The organism is Agromyces agglutinans, assembly GCF_009647605.1.
Taxonomy (GTDB): domain Bacteria; phylum Actinomycetota; class Actinomycetes; order Actinomycetales; family Microbacteriaceae; genus Agromyces; species Agromyces agglutinans.
Genome location: NZ_WJIF01000002.1, coordinates 105,201 through 128,666 on the forward strand (window position 1 = coordinate 105,201; position 23,466 = coordinate 128,666).

Consider the following 23,466-nt stretch of genomic DNA (forward strand, 5'->3'; position numbering starts at 1 on the left):
GCCGCTCAGCGGCGACGGAGCCGCGCGACGAGCGGTTCGGCAAAGCCGCGCAGCTCGGGCGAGCGGAGCAGCCATAGTCCGGCGAAGTACAGGGCGGCCATGACCACGCCGATGATCGCCATGGAGCTGACCGCGCCCAGGATGCCGGAGACGGCGTAACCGCCTTCGGTGGTTCCACCGAGGGTGACGAGGAGGAGCACGCCGGCTGCGACGGGAAGCACGAGGGCGGCGAGCGAGCGTCCGAGGGCGATGGCGATACGGCGGCCGTCGATGCCGCCGAGGCGACGGCGGAGGAGCACCGTGGCGACGACGAGTTGGGCGGCGCCCGCCAGCGTGGTCGAGAGCGCGATGCCCACGCCGATCCACTCGAGCGGAAGCAGGAGGCACGTGAACGCGAGGGCCGCGAACACCACGACCTGGAACAGCGTGAAGAAGAACGGCGTGCGCGTGTCGTTCAGCGCGTAGAACGTCCGTTGCACGACGAACAGCGCACTGAACGCCGGCAGCCCGATCGCGAACGCGACGATGACGTTGCCGAGCCCGGCCGTCGCCGCGAAGGTGTCGGACTGGAACACGGCACCGAACGGGTACGCGACCACGATGAGCACCGCCGCCGCGAACACCAGCAGCAACGAGATGCCGCGGATCGCTCCCGACACGTCGTCGCGTACGGTCGCGAGGTCGTCGCGATGGGCGTGCTCGCTCATACGAGTGAAATACGCGGTCGCGATCGAGACCGCGATGATCGAGTGCGGCAGCATGAACACGAGCCACGCGATGTCGACCGCGGCGACGGATGCCCCCGCGCCCGACGCGATGAGCAGCACCTGGGTCTGCACGATGCCGGCGAGCGTCGTGAGCAGGAGCATCCCGAACGTCCAGCCTGCGAGGCGCCCGGCGGCGCCCAACCCGACGCCGCGCCAGGCGAAGTCCGGCCGGAAGCGGAGCCCGATGCGGCGCCAGAACCAGAAGAGCACGAGGGCCTGGGATGCGATGCCGAGCGTTGCGGTCCCCGCGAGGAGCGCGACCATTCCGGCCGTCCAGTCGCCCACGGCGCGATCTCCGCCGGGGTCGAACCCGTACACGAGGCCGAACACCGCGAGACCGGCGAGGGCGACGATGTTGTTGAGCACCGGCACCCAGGTGAACGGGCCGAAGCTGCGCCGGGCGTTCAGCACTTCGCCGAGCAGGGTGTAGAGGCCGTAGAAGAAGATCTGCGGCAGACACCACCACGCGAACGCGATGGCGAGCGGCACGACCTCGGGCTTGGAGGCCGCGTAGATCCAGACGAGCACCGGAGCCAGCAGGGTGGCGACCACCGTGGCGCCACCGATGACCACCAGGCTGAGGGTGAGGAGCTTGTTGATGTACGCGCTGCCGCCGTCGGCATGGGCGGCGGCGCGGACGATCTGCGGGACGAGCACCGCGCTGAGCACCCCGCCCGCGACGATGACGTAGACGGTGTTCGGCAGGCCGTTGGCGACCGCGAAGGCGTCAGCGCTGACCGACCCGACCGCGCCGATCGCGGATGCCAGCACGATCGCCTTCACGAAGCCGAGCACGCGGGACACCAGCGTGCCCGACGCGAGGAACAGGCTCGCGCGACCGATCCGGTCTTCAGCCATCCGATCGGGGTCCGTCCTGCTGGGCGCGGGTGGGGTCTTCGGGAGTGGGCTCGGCCCCGGGCGCGACCTCCTCCGCAGTCGGGCCGTCGGCCTCGGCCTCGGCCTCGCCGGCGCGGGCGCGCCGGCGGCGGCGGATGTTCCGCCAGATGCCGATGCCGAAGAACGCCACGAGGAGCACGGCGAGGATCGTCGCGCCGATGCCCTCCCAGTCGGCCTGCACGTTCGCGGTGATCTCGATGGGGCGACCGACCGGCACGTCGACCGGCGAGTACAGCGAGACCGTCAGGGTCACGTCGCCGCGTCCGACGCCGGCGGCGACGGGCACGATGACGTTGCTGCGCGACTCGGGTGCGACCGTCGTCGTCACCCGGTCCTCGACGACGAGTCGGCCGTTCGATGGTTGCGCGTCGACCTGGACCGTCACCGCGTAGGGCAGGAGGTTCTCGACCGTCGTCGGCACGCCCGACTCGCGGGAGAAGACGTTGATCTGGCTGCTCGGTGCGACCGAGACCGCGTTCATCGTGGCGGTCTGGGCGACGAGTCGCTCGCCCACGGCCGACGACCAGGCGTCGAAGTCGACGGGCCACGACTCGTCGAGCAGGGCGAGCAGGGCTCTCCGCGTGGGACCGGTGAGCAGTGCGGGATCCTCGAGCACCGTCGCGAACTGCCCCATGCGCGCCTCGCTGTCGAGCAGTCGACGGATGTGGTCGAGGCGCTGGGCATCTTCGGACAGCGACACGAGACCGCGATCCGTGGGCGGAGCGCCGATGGCATTGCCGAGCGTGGCAGGCGTCGAGAAGCCCCACGCCGCGAGTTCGTCGAGCGTCGCCGCCACCCGAGCGCTCTGGGTCACCGCGCCGCGCTGGAAGGTGCCGAGGATGACCGGCGCCTCGCCCGTGCCCGCACGCATCGCGAGTTCGGCGCCCAGGCGTCCGGCGGCGGAGCCCCACTCCACATCGGAGCCGGCGACCGCGGCATCCTGGAGCGCGTCGCTGATGCCCGCATCGGCGACGACGACGGACTCGCCTTCGACGGTCGCTGCCGCACCGGCCGCGGTGCCGTCGACGTTCCGCTCGTCGAGGATCGTCGTCGTCAGCCCGCTCGCGCGGAACACCGCGAGGTTGCCCGTCGCGACCGTCGCGTCGGCCGGCCAGGCGAGGTCGGTGCGGGTGTACGGCCAGGCGAGCAGCTGCTCGGTGGTCGGCACGGTCGGCGCCGGCTGGGTCTCGGCAGGAGGTTCGGTGGCCGCCGGATCCTGGCCCTGGGCGTCGGCCGGGTCGTCGTCGCCCGGCGCCTCGTCGGCCTCGCCGCCTCCGACCGGGGTGGTGAAGTCGGCCGGATCGAGCACGTCGGCGAACGTCGTCGGCGCAAGCAGGCCGACCCCGGACTGAGCCTGCGCGGCGACGTCCGCATCCGCATACGCGAGCGGGAATATCTCGTTCGGCGCGGCGGCCAGGCGATCGAGCCAGACGATCGCCGAGGCCGGTGCCGACGCGCCGAGCACGCGGATGGACGCGAGGATGCGCGGGTCGAGCCCGATGGCGATCGGCTGGCCGCTCACCGCGTTGAGCTGCCGGGTGAGCAGCCCGGTGGGGCCGGTCCACAGCTCGATCAGCTCGGGCGTGATGATGCCGACCGACTCGGGCGGCACGGTGAGCGGATAGGCGAGCGTCAGGCGGGGCACCTCGGGGCCGGTGTCGCCCGTGACGGCGAACGCGGCGGTCGTCGTCACGGCGCCGCCGCCGTCGAGGACCAGTTCGGCACCGAGGCCGACGACCGGAGCCGGCACCGCCGCGTCGAGCGAGCCGGCGGGCAGGGTGAAGGAGATCGTCTCAGCGGATCCGGTTGCGAGTGACGGTGACGGCAGCTCGGCGAGGGTCTCGCCGCCGGAAGCGTCGGTCGACGAGGCATCCCCGGCACCCGCATCACCCGCATCGCCGCCGCCATCGGTCCCGGAATCGGCGTCGCCCTCGGTGCCGTCGCTCGCGGGAGCGTCGCCGCCGGCGATCCAGGCGTCGAGCTCGGCCTGCTCGTCGAGGGGTCGCTCCGACCGCGTCAACCGGATGGACCCGGCAGGGAGCGTCGCGGCCGTGCCGTTGACGATCTCGACGTCGATCGCGATCGGACCGGCGGGGTCGAGCGTCGTGCCGGCCGTCGGAGCCAGGCTGAGCGTCACCGTGCCCTCGTCGGCCGCCTCGGCGCCGGTGCTCTCGTCGGCGCGCGCGGCCGCCGCACGGAGTTCGGCGACCGACGCCGGGGCATCCGTCACCGCGGAGCGGACCGCGTCGACGAGCCCGCCCGCATCGCCGAACCCACCGGCGGACGCGGCGAGCGGCGCGGCGAGAGCGGTCGCGGCGACCGCGGCGACCGAGGCGGCGACGAGGCCGCGGCGGCGGTTCGCGAGGTGTCGGCGGAGTCGACGCACAGGGTTCGACTCGGCCACCATGCGTGCGATTCTACGGCGTGCGGACTGCGCGCCCGCTCGGCGTCCACACGGCTCTCGCGGGCTCACCGCCGGGCCTCCGCCTACCATGAGAGGCATGCACGACGTCGCCTCGGCACTCGATCGCCTCAGGGAGCTGTCGGCGTCGCCGACCGTCTCGAAGCTCGCCGGGGCGTTCGAGTCGGCGGGCCGCGAACTCGCCCTCGTCGGCGGCCCCGTCCGCGACGCGTTCCTCGGTCGCCCGGTCAACGACCTCGACTTCACGACCGACGCCGACCCCGACGAGATCCTGCGCATCGTGCGCCCGATCGCCGAGGCGCACTGGGACATCGGACGCGCCTTCGGCACCATCGGCGCCCGCATCGAAGGCGAGCAGGTCGAGATCACGACCTATCGCGCCGACACCTACGACGGCGACTCGCGCAAGCCCGAGGTCGTCTTCGGCGACTCGCTCGAGGGAGACCTCACGCGTCGCGATTTCACGGTCAATGCGATGGCGCTGCGCCTGCCGCGGCTCGAGCTGGTCGATCCGTCGGGCGGCGTCGAAGACCTCGTCGCGCGCACGCTGCGTACGCCGGCGCCGCCCGAGCAGTCCTTCGGCGACGACCCGCTGCGGATGCTCCGCGCCGCGCGGTTCTCGTCCCAGCTCGGGTTCGAGGTCGAGGAGGACACGCGCGCCGCGATGGGCGCGCTGGCCGCGGAGATCGACCGGATCTCGGCCGAGCGGGTGCGCGACGAGCTGTCGAAGCTGTTGCTGACGGATGCCCCGGCGCGAGGCATCCGTCTGCTCGTCGACTCGGGACTCGCGGATCGGGTGATCCCCGAGGTGCCGGCGCTGCGCCTCGAACGCGACGAGCATCACCGCCACAAGGACGTCTACGAGCACAGCCTCACCGTGCTCGAGCAGGCGATCGGGTACGAGAAGTCGCGGGCGGTGCTCGACTCCCCCGACCTCGTGATGCGGCTGGCCGCCCTGCTGCACGACATCGGCAAGCCCGCCACGCGCCGGCTCGAGCCGGGCGGCGCGGTGTCGTTCCACCACCACGACGTCGTGGGCGCGAAGCTCGCGAAGAAGCGGTTGCGCGCGCTGCGCTTCGACAACGACACGGTTGCGGCGGTCGCCCGGCTGATCGAACTGCACCTGCGGTTCTTCGGCTACACCGACGGCGCCTGGTCGGACTCGGCCGTGCGCCGGTACGTGCGCGACGCCGGCGACCAGCTCGAGCGGCTGCACATCCTGGCGCGTGCCGACGTGACGACGCGCAACCGGCGCAAGGCCGACATGCTCTCGTTCGCCTACGACGACCTCGAGGCGCGCATCGCCGTGCTCGCCGAGGAGGAGGAGCTCGCCGCGGTACGCCCCGAACTCGACGGGGCCGAGATCATGCGGCTGCTCGACATCAAGCCGGGCCCCGTGGTCGGCGAGGCGTACCGCTACCTGCTCGAGGTGCGTCTCGACGAGGGCCCGATCGGTCCGGATGCCGCGCGCGAGCGCCTGCTCGCCTGGTGGGCGGCGCGCGAGGCGCCCGCCGCCGGCTGACGCGGCCCGCGCGGCGGGCGGCGCGGAGCGCGCGTGCTGAGGATGGCTCGCACTCGAATGGCGCGGGGGCGGGGCATCCGTTACACTTGACAGGTTGCCCATGTGCCGCACTCGCGGCCTCCATGGTGCGACGCGTGAACACCCTCCTGCTGCCGGGATCCGCCCGGTGGCCGCTGAGTCCGAAGGAGGTGGGTCTGTCATGCACCAGTACGAGCTGATGGTCATCCTCGATCCCGAGATCGATGAGCGCACCGTTGCTCCCAGCCTCGACAAGTTCCTCAACGTCATCCGAAACGATGGCGGCACGGTCGACAACGTCGACATCTGGGGACGCCGTCGCCTGGCCTACGAGATCAACAAGAAGGCCGAGGGCATCTACGCCGTCGTCGACTTCACCGCCGAGTCCAAGACCACCGATGAGCTCGACCGCCAGCTGAACCTCAGCGAAGCGGTCATGCGCACCAAGGTCCTGCGCGCCGACGAGAACATCGCCCAGGTCGCCGCGGCGAAGAAGGCCGAGGAGGCGAAGGCCGCCAAGAAGGCCGCCGCCGCCGCGAAGAAGGCCGCCGCGCCCGCCGCCACCCAGAAGGACGCCTAGTCCTCATGGCCGGCGAGACCATCATCACCGTGGTCGGCAACCTCACCGCGGACCCCGAGCTGCGCTACACGCAGAACGGGCTCGCGGTCGCGAACTTCACCATCGCGTCCACCCCCCGCACGTTCGACCGCCAGGCGAACGAGTGGAAGGACGGCGAGGCGCTGTTCCTCCGCGCGAGCTGCTGGCGTGAATTCGCCGAGCACGTGGCGGGTTCGCTCACCAAGGGTTCGCGGGTCATCGCCTCCGGGCGGCTGAAGCAGCGCTCCTACGAGACGAAGGAGGGCGAGAAGCGCACCACCATCGAGCTCGAGGTCGATGAGATCGGCCCGAGCCTGCGGTACGCGACCGCCTCCGTCACTCGTGCGCAGTCCAACCGCGGTGTCGGTGGGGGCTCCTCCAACTTCGGTGGGGGTTCCTCCGACGACGCCTGGGCACCCAGCGCTCCGGCCGCCTCCGGCGGCCAGGGCGGCCCCGGTGGCGGCGACGTGTGGAACACGCCCGGCACCACCTACGGGGACGACACGCCCTTCTAGGCCGAGAGGCCGCGATCGGATGCCTCCGCCGAGGCATCCGTCGCACGAATCGTTTTCACAAGACAGGAAAGAACCATGGCTGGAAAGAGCAGCGGCGACCGCCGCAAGCCTCGCGGTGGCAAGGGCGCGAAGAACGCCGCCCCCGCGAAGTCCGTCAAGGTCGGCGTCATCGACTACAAGGATGTCGCGACCCTTCGGAAGTTCATCTCGGAGCGCGGCAAGATCCGCGCCCGTCGCATCACCGGTGTCTCCGTGCAGGAGCAGCGCCTCATCGCCCGCGCCGTCAAGAACGCGCGTGAGATGGCGCTCCTGCCCTACTCCGGCTCGGGCCGTTAAGGAGCACGATCATGGCAAAGGTCATTCTCACGCACGAAGTGTCGGGTCTCGGTGAGGCCGGCGACGTCGTCGAGGTCAAGAACGGGTACGCCCGCAACTACCTCGTCCCGCAGGGCTTCGCGACCCCGTGGACCCGCGGCGGCCAGAAGCAGGTCGACCAGATCAAGGCCGCGCGCGCTGCGCGCGCCCTGCACTCGCTCGAAGACGCCCAGGCGCTGAAGGCGAAGCTCGAGCAGACGAAGGTCAAGCTGTCGGTCAAGGCCGGCCTCGGCGGTCGCCTGTTCGGCTCGGTCAAGACCTCGGATGTCGCGGCTGCGGTCGAGGCCGCCGGCCTCGGCTCGGTCGACAAGCGCAAGATCGAGATCCCGTCGGCGATCAAGTCGGTCGGCGATCACGAGGCGAACGTCCGTCTGCACGACGACGTCAGCGCCACGATCACCCTCCAGGTGGTCGCCGCGAAGTAGTTCGCGACACGCACCGCACGAGGCGGCGGCGGGCTTTCGCCCGTCGCCGCCTCGTCGTGTATGCGGGCAGCGCCCGTCCACCGGGCCGGTCCGACGCGCCGGTTCGACGCGTTGGACCGACCGCGTCAGTTCAGCGTGAACGTGACGGTCTGGGCGTTGCCGGCGACGTCGAACACCACGAGCGTGTTGGCGCCCTGCACCGCGCCGAACACGCCGGGCTTGATGAAGTTGACGTCGGACCACGCGTTGTTCGAGAGGTCCTTCACCACGCCGTTGAGTTCGACCCGGTCGATCTTCTGCGCGTCGTGCAGCTTGAACGACACCCGGTCGTAGGTGTCGCCCGTCTTCACGGTGAACGAGGCGCCGTCCTTGACGGTCGCGGTCGGCTTCGTCGCGTCGATCGAGAACGCGAACGTCCCGGTCTTCGCGATGTTGCCGGCGAGGTCCGACGCGTTGTACTTCACGGTGTACGCCCCGTCGGGGAGGGTGACCGACGCGGTGTGCGTCGCGGCCTTCGCCCCGTTCGCGGCGGTCTGCGTGCTCTTGAACAGCTTGCCGTCGCGGTAGATGTTCGCGACGACGCGGTCGAGGCCGCGATCATCCGTGGCATCCACCTGCACGTCGAACACGCGGAGCGGGCCGGCCGACGTCGGTGCGACGAGCGTCGCGACCGGCTTGACCGTGTCAGCCGGAACCGGCACCGCAGCACCCTCGGGCGCGGCCCAGAAGATGGCCCGCGCGAGGTCGCTGAACCCGCCGACCGGGTGGTTGCGGAACGTCGGGCTGGTGCCGAAGACGAATGCCTTCGAGCCCGTCGGTCCCACCGCGGAGAACGCCGACGGCTGGCCCGCGGCATCCTGCTGCGACCTTCCGGACGCCGCCGCCCAGTGGCCGGAGACGAACGCGTCGCCGGCTGCGTAGCTCTGCTCGACGGTCGCGTTCTCGCCGAGTCCGGTGAACCACGCGAACGGGTAGCCGAACGCCGCGCGCTGCGGGTAGTCGCCGAGCACTCCGGTGGCGGGCGTGTCGACGGTCATGATGCCGTTCGACCCGCTCGTGCCCGCGGTGGCCGTCACGCTCGTGATGCCGAAGGCGCTCACGAACGCCGAACCCGCGGTGCCGCGGCCCACGACCGGCTTGCCGGCGGCGAGGTAGGCGTTCACGGCGTCGCGGCCCGCGGTCTGCGAGGCGTTGAACGACAGGTTCGCCCCGACGAACAGCAGGTCGATCGTCGACAGGTCGACGGCGCCCGAGGTGATCGTCGCGCTCGTCACCGGGACGAGGTCGGTGAAGCCGAGCTTGGTGAGGGCGTCGCGGTCGTCGGTGCTGCTCACGTAGCCGACCCGCACCGAGCCGAGCGCGGTGCTCTCCTCGAACGCGAGGGCCAAGCCGTCGCTCGCGACGAAGTCGACCCCGTAGAGGTCGGCCACGGCCGACGCCGCGGCGTGGCTCGCGGCATCCGGACCGAGCAGGATCGTGCCGTCGGCGAGCTGCGACAGGGCCACGCCCTCGCCGAGCAGCTCGTTGACCGCCTGGTAGTCGGCGACGCCGCGCGGCTGGAAGGCGAGGTAGGTGCCGGCGGCCGGGATCGACCCGGTGAGCGGGGCGTCGACGATCGGCTCGAGGGCCGTCGTCGGCGCGGCATCCGTCGTCGAACCCACCGACGCGACATCGGCGCCCCACAGCAGGGCGAGGCTCCACGCGGAGATGTCGTACATGCTGGGCACGCGCTCGGAGATGTCGCTGCCCTCGTCGAGCAGCACGTTGGCGAGACCGCGCAGCGGCTGGTGCATGTCGACGTAGAACGAGCCGGAGGGGTACGTCACGTCGCCCGACGTGAACGGCTCCGTCGTCTTCGACACGCGGATGCCGTGGACCAGCAGCTGCTGCACGAGCGTCTCAGCGTCGGACGCCGAGCGCTGCGAGCCGTCGGTCGGGATGACGTAGGCGCGCGGGTAGTCGGCGTTGTAGACGTCGGTCTCGTCCCAGATCGTCGTCCACTCGGCCGGCACGCCCTCGGGGAGGTCCTCGGGTGCGATATCGGCCGGGATCACGACGCTCGGTTCGCCCGCGAGGCCGCGCCGGAAGATCTCGATCTGGTTGTCGAGCAGCGCGTCGCGGTGCTCGAGCACGTAGTCGGACACGGTGTCGACGACGATCTCGGCGACCTCGATGTTGATCTTCGCGCGGGCCGGCTGGTCGCCGCTGCGTCCGAGCGGGAGCTCGACGGTGTTCGTGACGGCGCCCTGGTAGGCGACGTACTGCGGGGCGAAGATCGGGGGCCAGTCATCCCACCCGGAGCGCTGGTCGCGGAACGGGATGTTGATGAAGCCCGTGTTCGTGGTCGTCGTCGCCCCGCTCGCCGGGTCGTAGTACGTGTTGCCCGGGATGTTCGCCGCGGTGACGCGCTCCTCGATCTCGAGCGCCGTCGCGTACGCGTGCGGCACGAACAGGTCGTACTCGTAGTTCTCACCGTGCGGGGGCCCGCAGGGCTCGACCTGCAGCACGTTCGTGTAGCCGTGCAGGTCGATGAAGTAGGTGGGCTGGATGATGCTCGCGAGATCGCGAACGACGGATGCCTCGGCGGTCGCGCCCGTCACGAAGTCGCGGTTCGCGTCGTACCCGTTGGCCGTCGCGCGCTGTCCGAGCGCGCGACCGTCGGGGTTGTTCGTCACCGTGAAGTACAGGCGGTTCGTCGCGATGAGGTCGAGCACCTCGGGATCGGTGCTCGTCGCCAGGTCCTCGATGTAGTTGAGGGTGGCGTCGGTGCCCTCCCACTCGTTGCCGTGGATGTTGCCGTTGTACCAGATCGGCACCTTGTAGCCGGCCTGCAGCGCCTCGTCGGAGGCCGCGGCGGTCGGGTCGAGCTTCACCTTGTCACGCCAGGCCGCCTGCTGCGCGACCTGCTCGGGCGTCTCGGGTGCGGTGACCGTCACCAGGTAGATGTCGCGACCCTGCGCCGAGGTGCCGACCACCTGCGCCGACACGCGGTCGCTCGAGTCCATCAGGCCGTTGATGAACGGCGCGATCTCGTCGTACGGCATGACGCCGCGCGCGATCGATGCGTCGGTCGGGAGGTCGGGGAACACCGTGAGCTCGGGCTGAGTCGGATACTGCGTCGGCATCTGGATGAGCGGCGAGACCGGCCGCACGATGTCGAGCACGGGCGGCTCCACCGCGGCGAAGGCGGGTGCGGCGAAGACGGGGGCGGCGACCATCGCCGTCGTCAGGACGACGGCCGAGGTGCACACCCCCGCGAGGGTTCGTCTGAGCACGGAAACTCCATTCGGTGTCCAGCCGACCGGGGTCGGCTCCGCCGAGTCTGGCCGCGCGCCGCCGAGACGACCTCGACGGTGAACCGGTGCTCGAACGTGGATGCAAATCTATGGAGGTCGTGTTACGGAGAACAACCCCCGCGGTTGCATTCGTGTGACCGGCCGACGCCGGCGAGGGCCTCCCTCGTCGGCCCTGCACGGGCTGCTCACGGCGCTGCGGCCGCTACACCCGGAGTGCGCTGCAATGCAAGAGCAATGCTCGAGTTCTCCAGATGGTTGTGCACAGGTACGGATGCCTCGTCGGTGAGTTTCCGAAGAAGTTTTCCCCCACAGGTGTGGAATCAGGAAACACCGGGTCAAGCCTGAATTCAGGTCGTGTAATTCACACGAATTCCACAGTTCTCCACAGGCTGAGTGCACATGATCCACGGCGTTTCGCCCAGACTGTCCCCAGAGTTATCCACAGGTGCAGTTGTGTGTGGACAGGTGTGTTCCCTATCGTGAAGCAGCGTCTCCCGACCGGCCCCGCGGTCCACTCCCGAATCCGGTGTCGGCAGTCCCTGATAGGACTGGCCGAAGGGATCGACGCGCGCTCGCGCGGAGCATCCGCGGAGCCGAATCGGAGGTCATGGAGTTGTCGATCGCGCACATCGGACTCGCCGAACCGCACGACGACGGTGAGACCCGCCGAGGCGAACGCACTCCCCCGCACGACCTCCTCGCCGAGCAGAGCGCCCTCGGCGGCATGATGCTCTCCAAAGACGCGGTCGCCGACGTCATCGAGACGATCCGCGGCGTCGACTTCTACGTGCCCAAGCACGAGGTGGTCTTCAACGCCATCCTCTCGCTCTACTCGCACGGCGAGCCGACCGACGTCATCGCGGTGACCGACGAGCTCACGAAGTCGGGCGAACTGCAGCGGGCCGGCGGCGTCGAGTACCTGCACACCCTGACGAGCCTCGTGCCGACCGCGGCGAACGCCGGCTTCTACGCCTCGATCGTCGCCGAACGCGCACTGCTGCGCCGGCTCGTCGAAGCGGGAACCCGCATCGTGCAGATGGGCTACGCCGGCGAAGGCGAGGTCACCGAACTCGTCAACCACGCGCAGGCCGAGATCTACGGCGTCACCGGCTCGGTCGAGACTGAAGACTACGTGCCGCTCACCGAGGCGGTGACCGCGGCGATCGACGAGATCGAGGCCGCCAAGCACACCGACGGCAAGATGACCGGCGTGCCCACCGGCTTCCACGACCTCGACGACCTGACCAACGGCTTCCACCCTGGCCAGATGATCATCGTCGCGGCCCGCCCCGCTATGGGAAAGTCGACGCTCGCGCTCGACTTCGCCCGGTCCGCGGCGATCCACCACGACCTGCCGTCGATCGTCTTCTCGCTCGAGATGGGCAAGGCCGAGATCGCGATGCGCCTGCTCTCCGCCGAGGCCAACGTGCCGCTGCAGAACATGCGCAAGGGCACGGTCGACGGCCGCGACTGGACCACCATCGCCGCGACCCGCGGTCGCATCAACGACGCGCCGCTCTACATCGACGACTCCCCCAACATGACCCTCGTGGAGATCCGGGCCAAGTGCCGCCGGCTCAAGCAGCGCGTCGGGCTCAAGATGGTGATCATCGACTACCTGCAGCTGATGACCAGCGGCAAGCGCGTCGAGAGCCGCCAGCAGGAGGTCTCGGAGTTCTCACGTGCGCTGAAGCTGCTCGCGAAGGAGCTGCAGGTGCCCGTGATCGCGCTGTCGCAGCTGAACCGTGGCCCCGAGCAGCGCGCCGACAAGATGCCCGCCCTCAGCGACCTGCGCGAGTCGGGCTCGATCGAGCAGGACGCCGACATGGTGATCCTGCTGCATCGCGAAGCGGCCTACGAACGCGACAGCCCCCGAGCCGGCGAGGCCGACCTCATCGTCGCCAAGCACCGGAACGGCCCGACTCGTACGATCACGGTCGCGTTCCAGGGCCACTTCTCGAAGTTCGCGGACATGGCGCAGGTGTAGGGGTCGCGAAACGCATCCGCGAAGCCGGCGTTGCCGTCGAGGTCCTCGCGATCCCCGAACGGACGCTGAGGTGCGCACTCAGGTGTCAGCCGCCGTGCTTGGCGACGACCTCTGCGCGCGAGGCATCCTCGCTCGCGAGTACCCCGCCGTTCGCGACGACGTCCGGGGTGATCTCCTGGAAGACCATCCGTACGTCCTGACGGCGTGCGCCCAGGATCTCGACGGCGCTCTCGGTGACTGCTTCGGCGAATGCGCGGCGCTGTTCGACGGTGCGGCCCTTCAGGAGCTCGACGGTGATGTTGGGCATGGTTCCTCCTCGGTTCGGTGTTGCGTCAGTGGTTCGGTGATGCGTCAGTGGTGTGGCTGATTGCCGAGCCGGTGCTCGGCGTCGGAGTCGGTCATCGGCCCATCCACCCGCCATCGACGGGCAGCACGACGCCTGAGATGTAGTCCGACGCGCGGCTCGCGAGGAAGACCGTTGCCCCGGCCAGGTCGTCGGGCCTTCCCCACCTGCCCGCCGGGATTCGCTCGAGGATCGCCGTCGATCGGACCGAATCGGCGCGAAGCGCCTCGGTGTTGTCGGTGGAGATGTATCCGGGCGCGATCGCGTTCACGGTGACGCCGTGTGCGGTCCATTCGTTGGCGAGTGCCTTCGTCAGCCCTCCGATCGCAGACTTCGCGGCGGTATAGCCCGGTACGTTGATGCCCCCCTGGAAGCTCAGCAGGCTCGCAGTGAAGATGATCTTGCCCCGGCCGCGCCGGAGCATCTGCGCTCCGATGGCCTGCGTGAGCAGGAACTGGCTGGTCAGGTTGACCTCGAGCACCTCGTCCCACCATCCCATGGGATGTTCGGCGGCAGGTGCCCGCCGGATCGTTCCGGCGTTGTTGACGAGGATGTCGGCCGTCGGGGCCACCTCGGCGGCGAACCGGGCGACCTGCTCGCGGTCGCGGAAATCGACTGCGAGACCCTCGAAACGCCGGCCGAGGGCGCGGACCCGCTCGCCGATCACGCCTCCCTCAGCCTCCTGTGAGGCCGACGCGGCGATGATGTCGGCACCAGCTGCCGCCAGTGCCTCGGCCATGGCCAGACCGATACCGCGTCGTGCGCCGGTCACCACAGCGGTGGTACCGGTCAAGTCGAACAGGCCGCTCATCGAGACTGCGCCTCCGCCGTGCTCGTCTGCACGGGCGCATCCCCGCTTCTCCGATATCCCGCCGCGTGCATGTCGCCTCCCCGTTGAGAGCATTCGTGATGGAACCGCGTTCCGATTCAAGTTCTGTGTGGTGAAACTCTGTTCCGTGTTGCTACAGTAGCCCACACTGCACTGTCCGGCGCAAGCGTGACCGGGTTACTCAAGGAGGAGTTCCAATGCACAAGCGTGTTCTTGCCGTCGCGACGGCATCCGTCATGGCGATCGGTCTCGCCGCCTGCTCCAGCGGGGCCGGAGAAGCGGCAGGCGAATCCGACGAAGGGAGCGGCGAGAAGCGCGTCTTCAAGGTCGCCTTCAATCAGAACGCCGCGCACCCGCAGGCCCAGGCCATCCTCGCGCTGTCCGACGAGCTGGAGGCCCAGACGGACGGGCAGTACTCCCTCGAGCTCTACCCCGACGCCACCCTGGGAACGCAGGAGGCGACGATCGAGCAGATCCAGTCGGGCACGATCGACTTCGCCTTCGTGGCGGGCTCGTTGCTCGAGAGCTTCAGCTCGGATGTCGCGGTCGTCAACCTGCCCTACATCTACGAATCGCCCGAGCACCAGATGGAGGTGCTGAACGACGACGCCATCGTCGGCGACCTGTACGACTCGCTGCTGGAGGACGACATCAAGGTCCTCGCGGCCGCGCACGCCGGCGTCCGGAACATGTACACCGACAAGCCGATCGAGTCGCCCGACGACCTCGCCGGCTACAAGATCCGCGTGATCGGATCCGACACCAACGTCCGGATGATGGAACTCATGGGCGGCAGTGCCGCACCGATGGCGATGGGCGAGGTCTACACGGCCATCCAGTCCGGTGTCATCGACGGCGCCGAGAACAACGAGGTCACCTACTTCGACGTTTCGCACTACGAGGTCGCGCCGTTCTACTCGGCGACGAAGCACCTCATGCTGCCGGACTTCTTCATCGCGAGCCCGAAGACCTGGGACAGCCTGGACGAGGAGACGCGCGAACTGTTCGAGGAACTGCTCGACGGTGCCGTCGAGGACGTGCTCCACAACTTCGCGGTCGCCGCCGAGGAGGCGCAGGAGAAGGCCGAGGACGGGGGCGCGGAGTTCGTCGACGCCGACGCCGAAGCGTTCCGCGAGGCCGTGCTGCCGCTGCACGAGGAGGTCGTGACCACCTCGGCCATGGAGGAGATCTACGACGCCATCGAGTCCGCCCGCGGTTGACGCGGCACGTTCGAAGGAGGAAGTCCATGACCACGTTCCGACATTGGCTCGACCGCGTGCTCCGCGTCCTGTGCATCGCACTCTTCGCGATCCTCGTCCTGCTCGTCGTCTGGCAGGTGTTCACCCGCCTCGTCCTCAACGCACCGAGCGCCTGGAGTGAGGAGGCCGCGCGCTACACGTTCGTCTGGGTCTCGCTGCTCGGGATCGCGATCGCGGTCGGTGAGAAAGCCGACGTGGTCATGGACTTCCTCGTCGAGAAGCTGCCGGTGAGCCTGCAACGGGTCGCCGACGTGCTCGCGTACCTGTGCGTGCTCGCGTTCGTCTCCTACGTCATGATCTACGGCGGCTTCCTCCAGGTCGTGGCGTCCTGGACCGCGACCAACGCGTTGCTGCCCCTCACCGCGGGGCAGTTGTACCTCGTGGTGCCGATCGCGGGCATCATCATCAGCTTCTACCTGATCCTGCACATCGTGCACGCGCTCTCGCCCGGATACACCGGCCGCGAGGGCTTCACCGAGAACCCCGAGGCGGCGACGGCATGACCGACCCGCTCGTCCTCAGCGGCATCCTCATCGGCGGACTGGTGCTGTTGCTCGCCCTCGGCGTGCCCGTGTCGATCGCGATCGGGCTCCCGTCCGCGGTCTGCATGCTGCTCCTCGCGGGCTTCGAGAACGGCGCGATCACGTCGATGCAGCAGATGTTCCGCGGCGCGAACACGTTCGTGTTGGTCGCGGTTCCGTTCTTCGTGCTCGCGGGCGCCATCATGAACACGGGTGGCATCGCGGAGAGGCTCATCAATCTCGCGCGGGTCATGGTCGGACGAACCCCCGCCGGCCTCCTGCACACCAACGTGATCGCGAACGCGATCTTCGGCACCGTATCCGGCTCGGCCGTCGCGACCGCTGCGGCCGTCGGCTCGACGATGACGCCGATGCTCAAGAAGGAGGGCTACGACCCGGCGATGTCGGCCGCGACGAACGTGTCTGCAGCGCCCTCCGGCATGCTCATCCCGCCGAGCAACACGCTCATCATCTATTCGCTCGCCGCCGGCGGCACGTCGATCGGCGCGCTGTTCCTGGCCGGCTACATCCCCGGCATCCTCTGGGCGCTCGGATGCTCCGCAGTCGTGTTCTTCTATGCCCGTCGGCATCCCGAACTGCGCGGCAACGCGTTCCCGGGCTGGAGGACCGCCTTCGTGGTCTTCCTTCGAGCGCTGCCGTCGCTCGGTCTCATCGTCGTCGCGATCGGCGGCATCATCGCGGGATTCTTCACGCCCACCGAGGGCTCCGCGATCGCGGTCGTGTACGCGCTCGTCCTGTCGATGATCTACCGCACGGTGCGAGTGCGCGACCTGCCGGGCATCCTCTACGACGCCTGCCGGACCAGCGCGATCGCGATCTTCCTCATCGCCGTGTCGTCGATCATGGGGTACGTCATGACGTACGCGCGGATCCCGCAGCTCATCGCCGAGACGCTGTTCGGCTGGACCGACTCGAAGGTCGTCGTGCTGCTGATCATGATGGTCGTGCTGCTGCTCATCGGCATCCCGCTGGACCCGACGCCCGCGATCCTCATCTTCGTGCCGATCTTCCTGCCCATCGCGGTGTCGTACGGGATCGACCCGGTGCACTTCGGCATCATGATGGTGTTCAACCTCGCGATCGCCGTGATCTCACCGCCTTCGGCTCCCGTCCTCTTCGTGGGAACGCAGGTCGCGAAGGTCCGGCTCGAGCCGGTCATCCGGCGGATGGTGCCGTTCCTCGTCGTACTCGTCATCCTGCTGTTCGTGATCGTGTTCGTCCCCGACCTGTCGCTGTGGCTGCCGCGACTGGCCGGACTCATCAACTAGCCCAACCCAGCACCGACCCTCAGGAGAACCCATGGCCTCCCGCACGCGCGGCCCCGTCTCGCCCGAGCAGATCCCCGGCTTCACCCAGCAGGACCTGCGCGACCGCTTCCTCGTCGACGACCTCCTCGTGCCCGGGCGGCTCTCGGCGGTCTCCACCCAGTTCGACCGGGTGGTCGCCGTGGGCGCCGTCCCGACCGACGCGCCGATCGAGCTCACGACCATCCCGGAGATCCGCTCGGAGTACTTCCTCGAGCATCGTGAGATCGGCATTGTGAACGTCGGCGACGACGGAACGGTGACCGCAGACGGCGTCGAGTATCCGATGGCCCCCGAGGCCGTCCTCTACCTGGGGCGGGGCGTGCGCGAGGTCGTCTTCACGTCGGCGGATCCTGCCGCGCCCGCGAGGTTCTATGGGTTCTCGGCGCCGGCGCACACGTCGTACCCGACGGTCCTCGCCCGGCCCGACGAGGGCACCGTCCGCGAGCTGGGCGAGCAGGCCACCTCGAACACCCGGCGGCTGCGCCAGGTCATCCACGAGAACGGCATCCGCAGTTGCCAGATCGTCATGGGCGTCACGCGACTGCTCGAGGGCAACATGTGGAACACCCTCCCCTCGCACACGCATGAACGGCGCAGCGAGTTCTACCTGTACTTCGACGTCGCTGCCGACGCACGGGTGGTCCATCTCATGGGCGAGCCCTCCGAGACCCGCCACCTGCTCGTGGGTGACGGCGAACTCGTGATGTCGCCGAGCTGGTCGATTCACTCCGGCGTCGGGTCGCGGGCGTACGCTTTCGTTTGGGCGATGGCAGGTGAGAACCAATCCTTCGACGATATGGATCACGTGCAGATCACTGAACTGGTGTGAGGGGCGAAACGATGGGCCGGATGTCGACGATGACCGCCCCGCCGGCCAACGCGAGCATGAAGACGCTCGTGGTGCTCGAGGCGGCGCTCACCAATGAGCGCTTCACCGACATCGTGGACGCCGCCGCGCTGCCGAAGTCGACGGTCCACCGGATCCTCGCCACGCTCGTCGAAGAGGGCTTCGTCGCCGGCGACGCAGACTCGGGATACCGCGCGGGCGGCAGACTGCTCACGCTGGCAGGGCGGGTCCTGTCGGACGTCGAGAGCACGACGCTCGCGCTCCCGATCGCCGAGCGACTGGCCGCCGCCGTGGACTGCACGGTTCACATCGGCGTGCTCTCGGGCGACGAGATGGTCTACCTGATACGCATCGATTCGTCCAAGCCGTACCGGATGCGCTCGCGCGTGGGATTGGGCATCCCGTTGCACACCAGCGGCATGGGCAAGGCCGTGATGGCCCAGTGGGACCGGGCCGATGTCGAGCGCTACGCCGAGCGGACCGGGCTGCCCGCACGCACCGAAGCGACGATCGCCGACCTTTCCGCGCTGATGGCCCAGCTGGCAGACGTACGCGATCGCGGATACGCACTGGACCTCGGCGAGAACGAGGCGGGAACCGTCTGCGTCGCCGCACCCGTGTTCGACCACACGGGTCGGGCGACGCACGGGCTGTCGATCTCCTCGATCGCCCTGGAGCACCCCGGTTCGAGCATCGAGGCGCTCGCGCCCGAGGCGATCGCGGCCGCGCGTGAGCTTTCGCGGCTGCTCGGGGCCTCGGCGGTGTGAGCGGGACCGTGGAACCTGCGCTGGCAGCTGCGGACGCTCAGCCGGTGGCCTTGCGAATGTGCTCGGCGACCCGCTTCTCGGTCTCGGGCGTGAGCGCGAGCAGTGCGAACGAGGTCACCCACATGTCGCCGTCGTCGAGCTGTGCCGCTTCCTCGAAGCCGAGCGTCGGATAGCGCGTCTCGAACTTCGACGCCGGCTTGAAGAAGAGCACGATCTTGCCGTTCGCATCGGCGTACGAGGGGAACCCGTACCACGTCTTCGGGAACAGTTGCGGTGCGACGTCCTTGACGATGCGGTCGATGCCCTCGGCGATCGCGCGGTCGTCGTCGGGCAGGGCGGCGATCGCCTCGAGGAGTGCCTTCTCGCCCACTTCACGCGCCTTGCCGGCCTTCGCCTCGGCTCGCAGCTCAGCGGCGCGCTGCTTGACGGCGGCGCGTTCGTCGGCGGAGAGTCCGTCGGTCTTCGTAGCCATGAGTTGCTCCTTCTCGATGCGTTCTCGGGGATCGGTGTCGAACTGCATCCACGCTACGGAGCCGGAGCCGGGCGGCGCTTCTCGAATCCTGATCGTCTCACCGTCGGCCGTGCACCGCGCCGGCGAAGGTCCGCCGATACTCCTGCGGCGTGGTGCGGAGCACACGCCGGAAGGCGGTGCGCAGCGCTTCCGTCGAGGTGAATCCGCACTCCCCGGCCAGCGCCTCGATCGGCAGGTCGCTGTGCTCGAGCAGCTCCTGGGCCCGACGGACCCGCTGCTCCGTCAGCCACTCCACGGGGCTCACCCCCGTCTCCTGCCGGAACCTGCGGGTGAGCGTGCGGACGCTCACCAGCGCTCGGTCGGCGAGCTCGTGCAGGGGCATCGATTCCTGCAGGTTGGCGAGCATCCAATCGCGCAGCGGCGCGAGCGTGACTCCGGATCCTTCGGGCAGCGGCTGCTCGATGAACTGGGCCTGGCCGCCCGCCCGGACCGGGGCCACCACCAGTCGTCGTGCGGTCGCGTTCGCCACGCGCGCCCCGTGGTCGGCGCGCACCAGCTGCAGGCACAGGTCGATCCCGGCCGCCAGTCCCGCGGAGGTCAGCACATCGCCTTCGTCGACGAACAGCAGGTCGGGTTCGACGTGCACGGCGGGGTAGGTCTCGGCGAGGCGTCGGGCGTGGGCCCAGTGCGTGGTCGCGCGCCGGCCGTCGAGCAACCCCGTCGCGGCCAGCAGGAACGCGCCGGTGCAGATCGACACCAGTCGCGCGCCACGGCGATGCGCCTCCAGCAGCACCTCGGTGATCTCGGGCTGGTCGACCACGCCGTCGTCGGCGGTGCCGGGCACCACGACGGTGTCGGCGCGGGTGGCCCAGGCCAGGTCGTGCTCGGCGCTGAGCAGGAAGCCGCTGTCGGTCGGCACCTGGGGCGCATCTCCGCACACGGCGACCCGGTATCGGCGAGACGCATGCCGGTTGGCGGCCTGGCCGAGCACCTGGCACGGGATCGCGAGGTCGAACGCCACCACGCCCTTCGGGGCGAGGACGGCCACGGTGTGCTCCGGCGAAGGCATCATGGCCGGATTCTAGGTGCATATGGCCTTCGGGCCACTCCCCTTGGACCGGAGGCCCTCGCAGGATGGGCACCATGCCCACTGATACCGACACCGCACCTGATACCGACACCGCACCGCATACCCGGATCGACATCGCCGTCTTCGACGGATTCGACGAACTCGACGTGGTCGGTCCGCTCGAGGTGCTGCGATCCGCGGCGCTGCTCGGCGCCCCACTGACCGTCCGGCTCGGCTCGGCCCACGGTTCCCGCATCGCGCGCGGCCTGTTCGGGCTCACGATCGAGCTCGATGGCGACCTGGGGGCCGATGCCGACGTCCTGCTGATCCCCGGCGGCGGGTACCAGCCGCCGCGAGAGCACGGGGTCCGAGCCCAGATCGTCGATGGCACGCTGGGCGCAGCCGCGACCGACGCGCTGCAACGCGGAGCCGTCGTGGCGGCCGTGTGCTCCGGCGCCATGGTCCTCGCGAACGCCGGCCTGCTCCGGGGTCGCCCCGCCATCACGCACCGGAGTGCGATCGGAGACCTCCTGGCGCTCGGCGCGCGCATCCGCGACGTCCGCGTCGTCGACGACGGCGACGTCATCACGTGCGGAGGAGTGACCGCCGGCATCGACCTCGCCCTGCACCTGGTCGCACGCATCGCCGGCGAGGGGATCGCCGAACTGACGGCGCGACGGATGGAGCACGACCGGACCAGCGCGGTGATCGGCATGACCGCGGTGAGCACAGAGGCGAGCTGAAGCGTTTGACATACATACAGGCATGTACGTATGTTAACCACACCGAGATCGACCCATCCCGATGAACGAGTTCCAGGTGAGGCATCCATGAGCACCGCGCAGAGCCGGTTCCGGCGCATCCAGAGCGCGATCTTCACCCGGATCCGGCATCCCGAGGCGGCGACCGTCTCGGAGACGGGCGCGATCGCCTGGGATGCGAGTCTCCTCCGTGGAAGGCACGGCGTCCTCGTCACGTATCGCGCTGACGGAAGCTCGGTGCCGACGCCCGTCTGGTACGCGGCGCACGGTGATCGCGTGTTCGTGCGCACCGGTGCCGAGGCCTACAAGGTCAAGCGCATCCTCCGAACGCCTGCGGTGCTCCTCGCGTCCAGCACCGGTCGCGGCAAGCCGACGGGGGCGCCGATGCGGGGCCGTGCGCGGATCCTCGACCCCAGCGAGGAATCGATCGCCGAGCGCGCGCTGCGGGCCCGGCACGGGCTGCTGCGATGGGTGTACTCGGGGGCGATCGACGACCACGTGCCGACCGTCTACATCGAGGTCGGTCCAAGGTAGACGGCCGGCTGCCGCCGAACGGAGCCGGAATGAGGGGAAACACATCATGAGCACAGACCGCGTCATCACGAGGTCCGTTCCGGACCGCGTCCGTCGGGCCATCGGCGTCGCCGAGGTCCCGCCCCGGCTGGCCGCGCTGGTGACCCTGCCCGATCACGACTACCTCGATGCCTTCACGCTCGAGTTCCGCGATGCCGATCGCTGGACGGCCGAGACCTGGGCGCGGGCCATGTTCGAGGACGACCGCGCGGTGCTCCGACGCGCCGCGACTCGCGGCCTGCTCGGCGTGATGCTGAGCCGGCCGGCTCCACCCGGGCGGATCGGCAACTACACCGTCGTGGCTCCGGACCCCCGCACCCTGCGGGGCGACGTCGAGTCGAAGCTCAGCGAGGATCAGGTGATCGTGATCGTGGGCGCTGACGAGGTGTCGTTGGTCACGGCGGTCCGATATCGGGTGCCGATCGCGAGGCTGACCTGGGGCGCGCTGTCCAATCTGCACCGGTCGTTCGCACCGCGGGTGCTGCGGTACGCCGCGGCCCGGATCCGCTGATGGTCGCGATCGACACCGATGACCGCCCGTCGCGGCGCGATGCCGTGCGCCCCGGTCTCGACCGGCAGCCCGCGTCGGTCACGGCGATGTTCGACCGGGTCGCGCCGCGGTACGACCTGCTCAACCTGCTGATGACCGGCGGTCACGTGACGCGGTGGCGTCAGGCCGCCACCGCGGCTCTCGCACCTCGGCGCGGGGAGGACATCCTCGACGTCGCCGCCGGAACCGGCACGTCGTCCGTCCCGCTCGCCGCCACCGGAGCCCGGGTCGTCGCGTCGGATCCATCACCGGGCATGCTGGCCGTCGGTCGACGCCGGCATCCGCACCTCGACTTCGTTCGCGCGGACGCATTCGACCTGCCGTTCGCCGACGCCACGTTCGACGCCGTCACCATCACCTTCGGCCTCCGCAACATCGGCGACGCGGAGCGCGCGCTGCGCGAGATGGCGCGCGTGTGCCGACCCGGCGGACGCCTGGTGGTCTGCGAGTTCTCGACCCCGACGACGCCGCTCGTGCGGGCAGGTCACCGGCTGGTCGTGCGCGGCCTTCTGCCGACGCTGGGCCGGCTGGCGTCGTCCGATCCGCCGGCCTACCGCTACCTCGCCGACACGGTGCTCGACTGGCCCGACCAGTACGCGCTCGCCGCCGCCATCGCGCGGTGCGGCTGGGAGCGCGTCGAACACCGCAACCTCAGCGGCGGCATCGTCGCGTTGCATCGCGCCACGCGCCCGCGAGGAGGTCGCCGATGAGGCATCCGGGAGAACCGGCATGATGATGCTGCCCCGCCCACGCGCCTACTCGGCCGAGGCCTCGCCGACGGCGCTCCTCGCCGGAGCTCGAATCCGGAACGACTGGAGCAGTCGGCAACGCCAGCCCGTGACGAGCCGCGCGAGCGCCGATCCCGCCGAATGGACACGCCTGCTGTTCCACACGCCGCCCACATGGGTGGTCTCAGGACTCGCGATCCGCGACCGGCTCGTGGCGCTGGTCGGGCTGCGACCCGTTACGGAGGACACGTTCCGCGTCCTGGCGCAGAGCGAGCAGGAGGTACTCCTGGGCAGCGATGATCGGCACCTCGACTTCCGAGCTTCGGTCCGCTGTGCCCACGGCACGGTGGACGTGGTCACGTTCGTGCAGGTGCACAACGCGCTCGGGTGGCTGTACCTGGTACCCGTTCGTCTCGTGCATTCGATGATCGTGCGCCGGATGCTTCGGCACGCGGCCGATCGGCTGGACCCCGGTCGATCGTCGCACGCGACGGTGCAGCGCAGTCGCCAGGTGGAGGAGATCGCGACTCGGGTGCGGGACGACGAGTTCCGGCGGATCGCCACGCGCGGAGGCCACCTGCTCTGAGCGCCGCCGGC

General features: G+C 69.7%; 23 protein-coding genes. 16 read left to right on the top strand and 7 right to left on the bottom strand.

The features are described 5' to 3' along the window. Positions 1-5: 5 nt before the first annotated feature. Positions 6-1,625, bottom strand: coding sequence for a murein biosynthesis integral membrane protein MurJ (gene murJ, locus GE115_RS03690; protein ID WP_153683463.1), 1,620 nt, complete (start codon positions 1,623-1,625; stop codon positions 6-8). Then, positions 1,618-4,071 (bottom strand): DUF6049 family protein, encoded by a 2,454-nt coding sequence (locus tag GE115_RS03695; protein WP_153683464.1) that lies wholly within the window; start codon positions 4,069-4,071, stop codon positions 1,618-1,620. Before GE115_RS03695 ends, murJ begins: the two co-directional genes overlap by 8 nt. Positions 4,072-4,165: 94 nt before the next feature. On the opposite strand from GE115_RS03695, the gene GE115_RS03700 reads away from it, so the two are divergent. From GE115_RS03700 to rplI, 5 genes are all read left to right on the top strand, one after another. Then, a complete protein-coding gene (locus GE115_RS03700) occupies positions 4,166-5,608 on the top strand; it encodes a CCA tRNA nucleotidyltransferase (protein ID WP_153683465.1) in 1,443 nt (480 codons plus the stop codon). 199 nt (positions 5,609-5,807) lie between these two features. Next, the gene (gene rpsF, locus GE115_RS03705; protein WP_153683466.1) at positions 5,808-6,206 is read left to right on the top strand and encodes a 30S ribosomal protein S6; all 399 of its coding nucleotides are present in this window, start codon (positions 5,808-5,810) and stop codon (positions 6,204-6,206) included. A gap of 5 nt (positions 6,207-6,211) precedes the next feature. Beyond that, positions 6,212-6,739, top strand: coding sequence for a single-stranded DNA-binding protein (locus tag GE115_RS03710; protein ID WP_153683467.1), 528 nt, complete (start codon positions 6,212-6,214; stop codon positions 6,737-6,739). Between the two features lie 75 nt (positions 6,740-6,814). Next, complete coding sequence (gene rpsR, locus GE115_RS03715) at positions 6,815-7,075, top strand: 30S ribosomal protein S18 (protein ID WP_067947514.1); 261 nt, start codon at positions 6,815-6,817, stop codon at positions 7,073-7,075. Between the two features lie 11 nt (positions 7,076-7,086). Then, the gene (gene rplI / locus GE115_RS03720) at positions 7,087-7,539 is read left to right on the top strand and encodes a 50S ribosomal protein L9 (protein WP_153683468.1); all 453 of its coding nucleotides are present in this window, start codon (positions 7,087-7,089) and stop codon (positions 7,537-7,539) included. A 125-nt stretch (positions 7,540-7,664) separates the two neighbouring features. Here rplI and GE115_RS03725 read toward each other — a convergent pair whose 3' ends face one another. Next, positions 7,665-10,814, bottom strand: a complete 3,150-nt coding sequence (locus GE115_RS03725; protein WP_312854873.1) for a M14 family zinc carboxypeptidase — start codon at positions 10,812-10,814, stop codon at positions 7,665-7,667. Positions 10,815-11,448: 634 nt separating this feature from the next. On the opposite strand from GE115_RS03725, the gene dnaB reads away from it, so the two are divergent. After that, entirely contained in the window at positions 11,449-12,822 is a 1,374-nt protein-coding gene (gene dnaB / locus GE115_RS03730) for a replicative DNA helicase (protein WP_153683884.1), read from the top strand. An 85-nt stretch (positions 12,823-12,907) separates the two neighbouring features. On the opposite strand, the gene GE115_RS03735 is transcribed toward dnaB, so the two are convergent. Further along, positions 12,908-13,129 carry a tautomerase family protein gene (locus GE115_RS03735; protein WP_153683469.1) on the bottom strand — a complete coding sequence of 74 codons (222 nt, stop codon included), beginning with the start codon at positions 13,127-13,129 and terminating at the stop codon, positions 12,908-12,910. A 91-nt stretch (positions 13,130-13,220) separates the two neighbouring features. Continuing rightward, complete coding sequence (locus tag GE115_RS03740; protein ID WP_153683470.1) at positions 13,221-13,976, bottom strand: SDR family oxidoreductase; 756 nt, start codon at positions 13,974-13,976, stop codon at positions 13,221-13,223. A 215-nt stretch (positions 13,977-14,191) separates the two neighbouring features. Here GE115_RS03740 and GE115_RS03745 point away from each other — a divergent pair, with 215 nt between their 5' ends. From GE115_RS03745 to GE115_RS03765, 5 genes are all read left to right on the top strand, one after another. Continuing rightward, entirely contained in the window at positions 14,192-15,214 is a 1,023-nt protein-coding gene (locus tag GE115_RS03745; protein ID WP_153683471.1) for a TRAP transporter substrate-binding protein, read from the top strand. Positions 15,215-15,240: 26 nt separating this feature from the next. Continuing rightward, positions 15,241-15,756, top strand: coding sequence for a TRAP transporter small permease (locus GE115_RS03750; protein ID WP_153683472.1), 516 nt, complete (start codon positions 15,241-15,243; stop codon positions 15,754-15,756). Then, a complete protein-coding gene (locus GE115_RS03755; protein WP_153683473.1) occupies positions 15,753-17,063 on the top strand; it encodes a TRAP transporter large permease in 1,311 nt (436 codons plus the stop codon). Before GE115_RS03750 ends, GE115_RS03755 begins: the two co-directional genes overlap by 4 nt. A 31-nt stretch (positions 17,064-17,094) precedes the next feature. Further along, positions 17,095-17,931, top strand: a complete 837-nt coding sequence (kduI, locus tag GE115_RS03760) for a 5-dehydro-4-deoxy-D-glucuronate isomerase (RefSeq protein ID WP_153683474.1) — start codon at positions 17,095-17,097, stop codon at positions 17,929-17,931. A 68-nt stretch (positions 17,932-17,999) separates the two neighbouring features. Beyond that, a complete protein-coding gene (locus tag GE115_RS03765) occupies positions 18,000-18,716 on the top strand; it encodes an IclR family transcriptional regulator (RefSeq protein ID WP_172979678.1) in 717 nt (238 codons plus the stop codon). Positions 18,717-18,753: 37 nt separating this feature from the next. On the opposite strand, the gene GE115_RS03770 is transcribed toward GE115_RS03765, so the two are convergent. After that, the gene (locus tag GE115_RS03770) at positions 18,754-19,188 is read right to left on the bottom strand and encodes a hypothetical protein (protein ID WP_153683476.1); all 435 of its coding nucleotides are present in this window, start codon (positions 19,186-19,188) and stop codon (positions 18,754-18,756) included. 97 nt (positions 19,189-19,285) lie between these two features. After that, on the bottom strand, positions 19,286-20,260 hold the full coding sequence (locus GE115_RS03775) for a GlxA family transcriptional regulator (RefSeq protein WP_153683477.1): 975 nt from the start codon (positions 20,258-20,260) through the stop codon (positions 19,286-19,288). A gap of 71 nt (positions 20,261-20,331) precedes the next feature. Here GE115_RS03775 and GE115_RS03780 point away from each other — a divergent pair, with 71 nt between their 5' ends. The 5 genes from GE115_RS03780 (at position 20,332) to GE115_RS03800 (ending at position 23,455) form a co-directional block, all read left to right on the top strand. Further along, positions 20,332-21,000, top strand: coding sequence for a DJ-1/PfpI family protein (locus GE115_RS03780; RefSeq protein WP_153683478.1), 669 nt, complete (start codon positions 20,332-20,334; stop codon positions 20,998-21,000). An 87-nt stretch (positions 21,001-21,087) separates the two neighbouring features. Continuing rightward, the gene (locus tag GE115_RS03785) at positions 21,088-21,552 is read left to right on the top strand and encodes a PPOX class F420-dependent oxidoreductase (RefSeq protein WP_172979680.1); all 465 of its coding nucleotides are present in this window, start codon (positions 21,088-21,090) and stop codon (positions 21,550-21,552) included. A gap of 46 nt (positions 21,553-21,598) precedes the next feature. Next, positions 21,599-22,102 carry a hypothetical protein gene (locus GE115_RS03790; protein WP_153683480.1) on the top strand — a complete coding sequence of 168 codons (504 nt, stop codon included), beginning with the start codon at positions 21,599-21,601 and terminating at the stop codon, positions 22,100-22,102. After that, positions 22,102-22,851, top strand: a complete 750-nt coding sequence (locus tag GE115_RS03795; protein WP_153683481.1) for a class I SAM-dependent methyltransferase — start codon at positions 22,102-22,104, stop codon at positions 22,849-22,851. The genes GE115_RS03790 and GE115_RS03795 overlap by 1 nt, the downstream gene beginning before the upstream one ends. Positions 22,852-22,876: 25 nt before the next feature. Next, the gene (locus tag GE115_RS03800; protein ID WP_246190566.1) at positions 22,877-23,455 is read left to right on the top strand and encodes a DUF2867 domain-containing protein; all 579 of its coding nucleotides are present in this window, start codon (positions 22,877-22,879) and stop codon (positions 23,453-23,455) included. Positions 23,456-23,466: the final 11 nt, after the last annotated feature.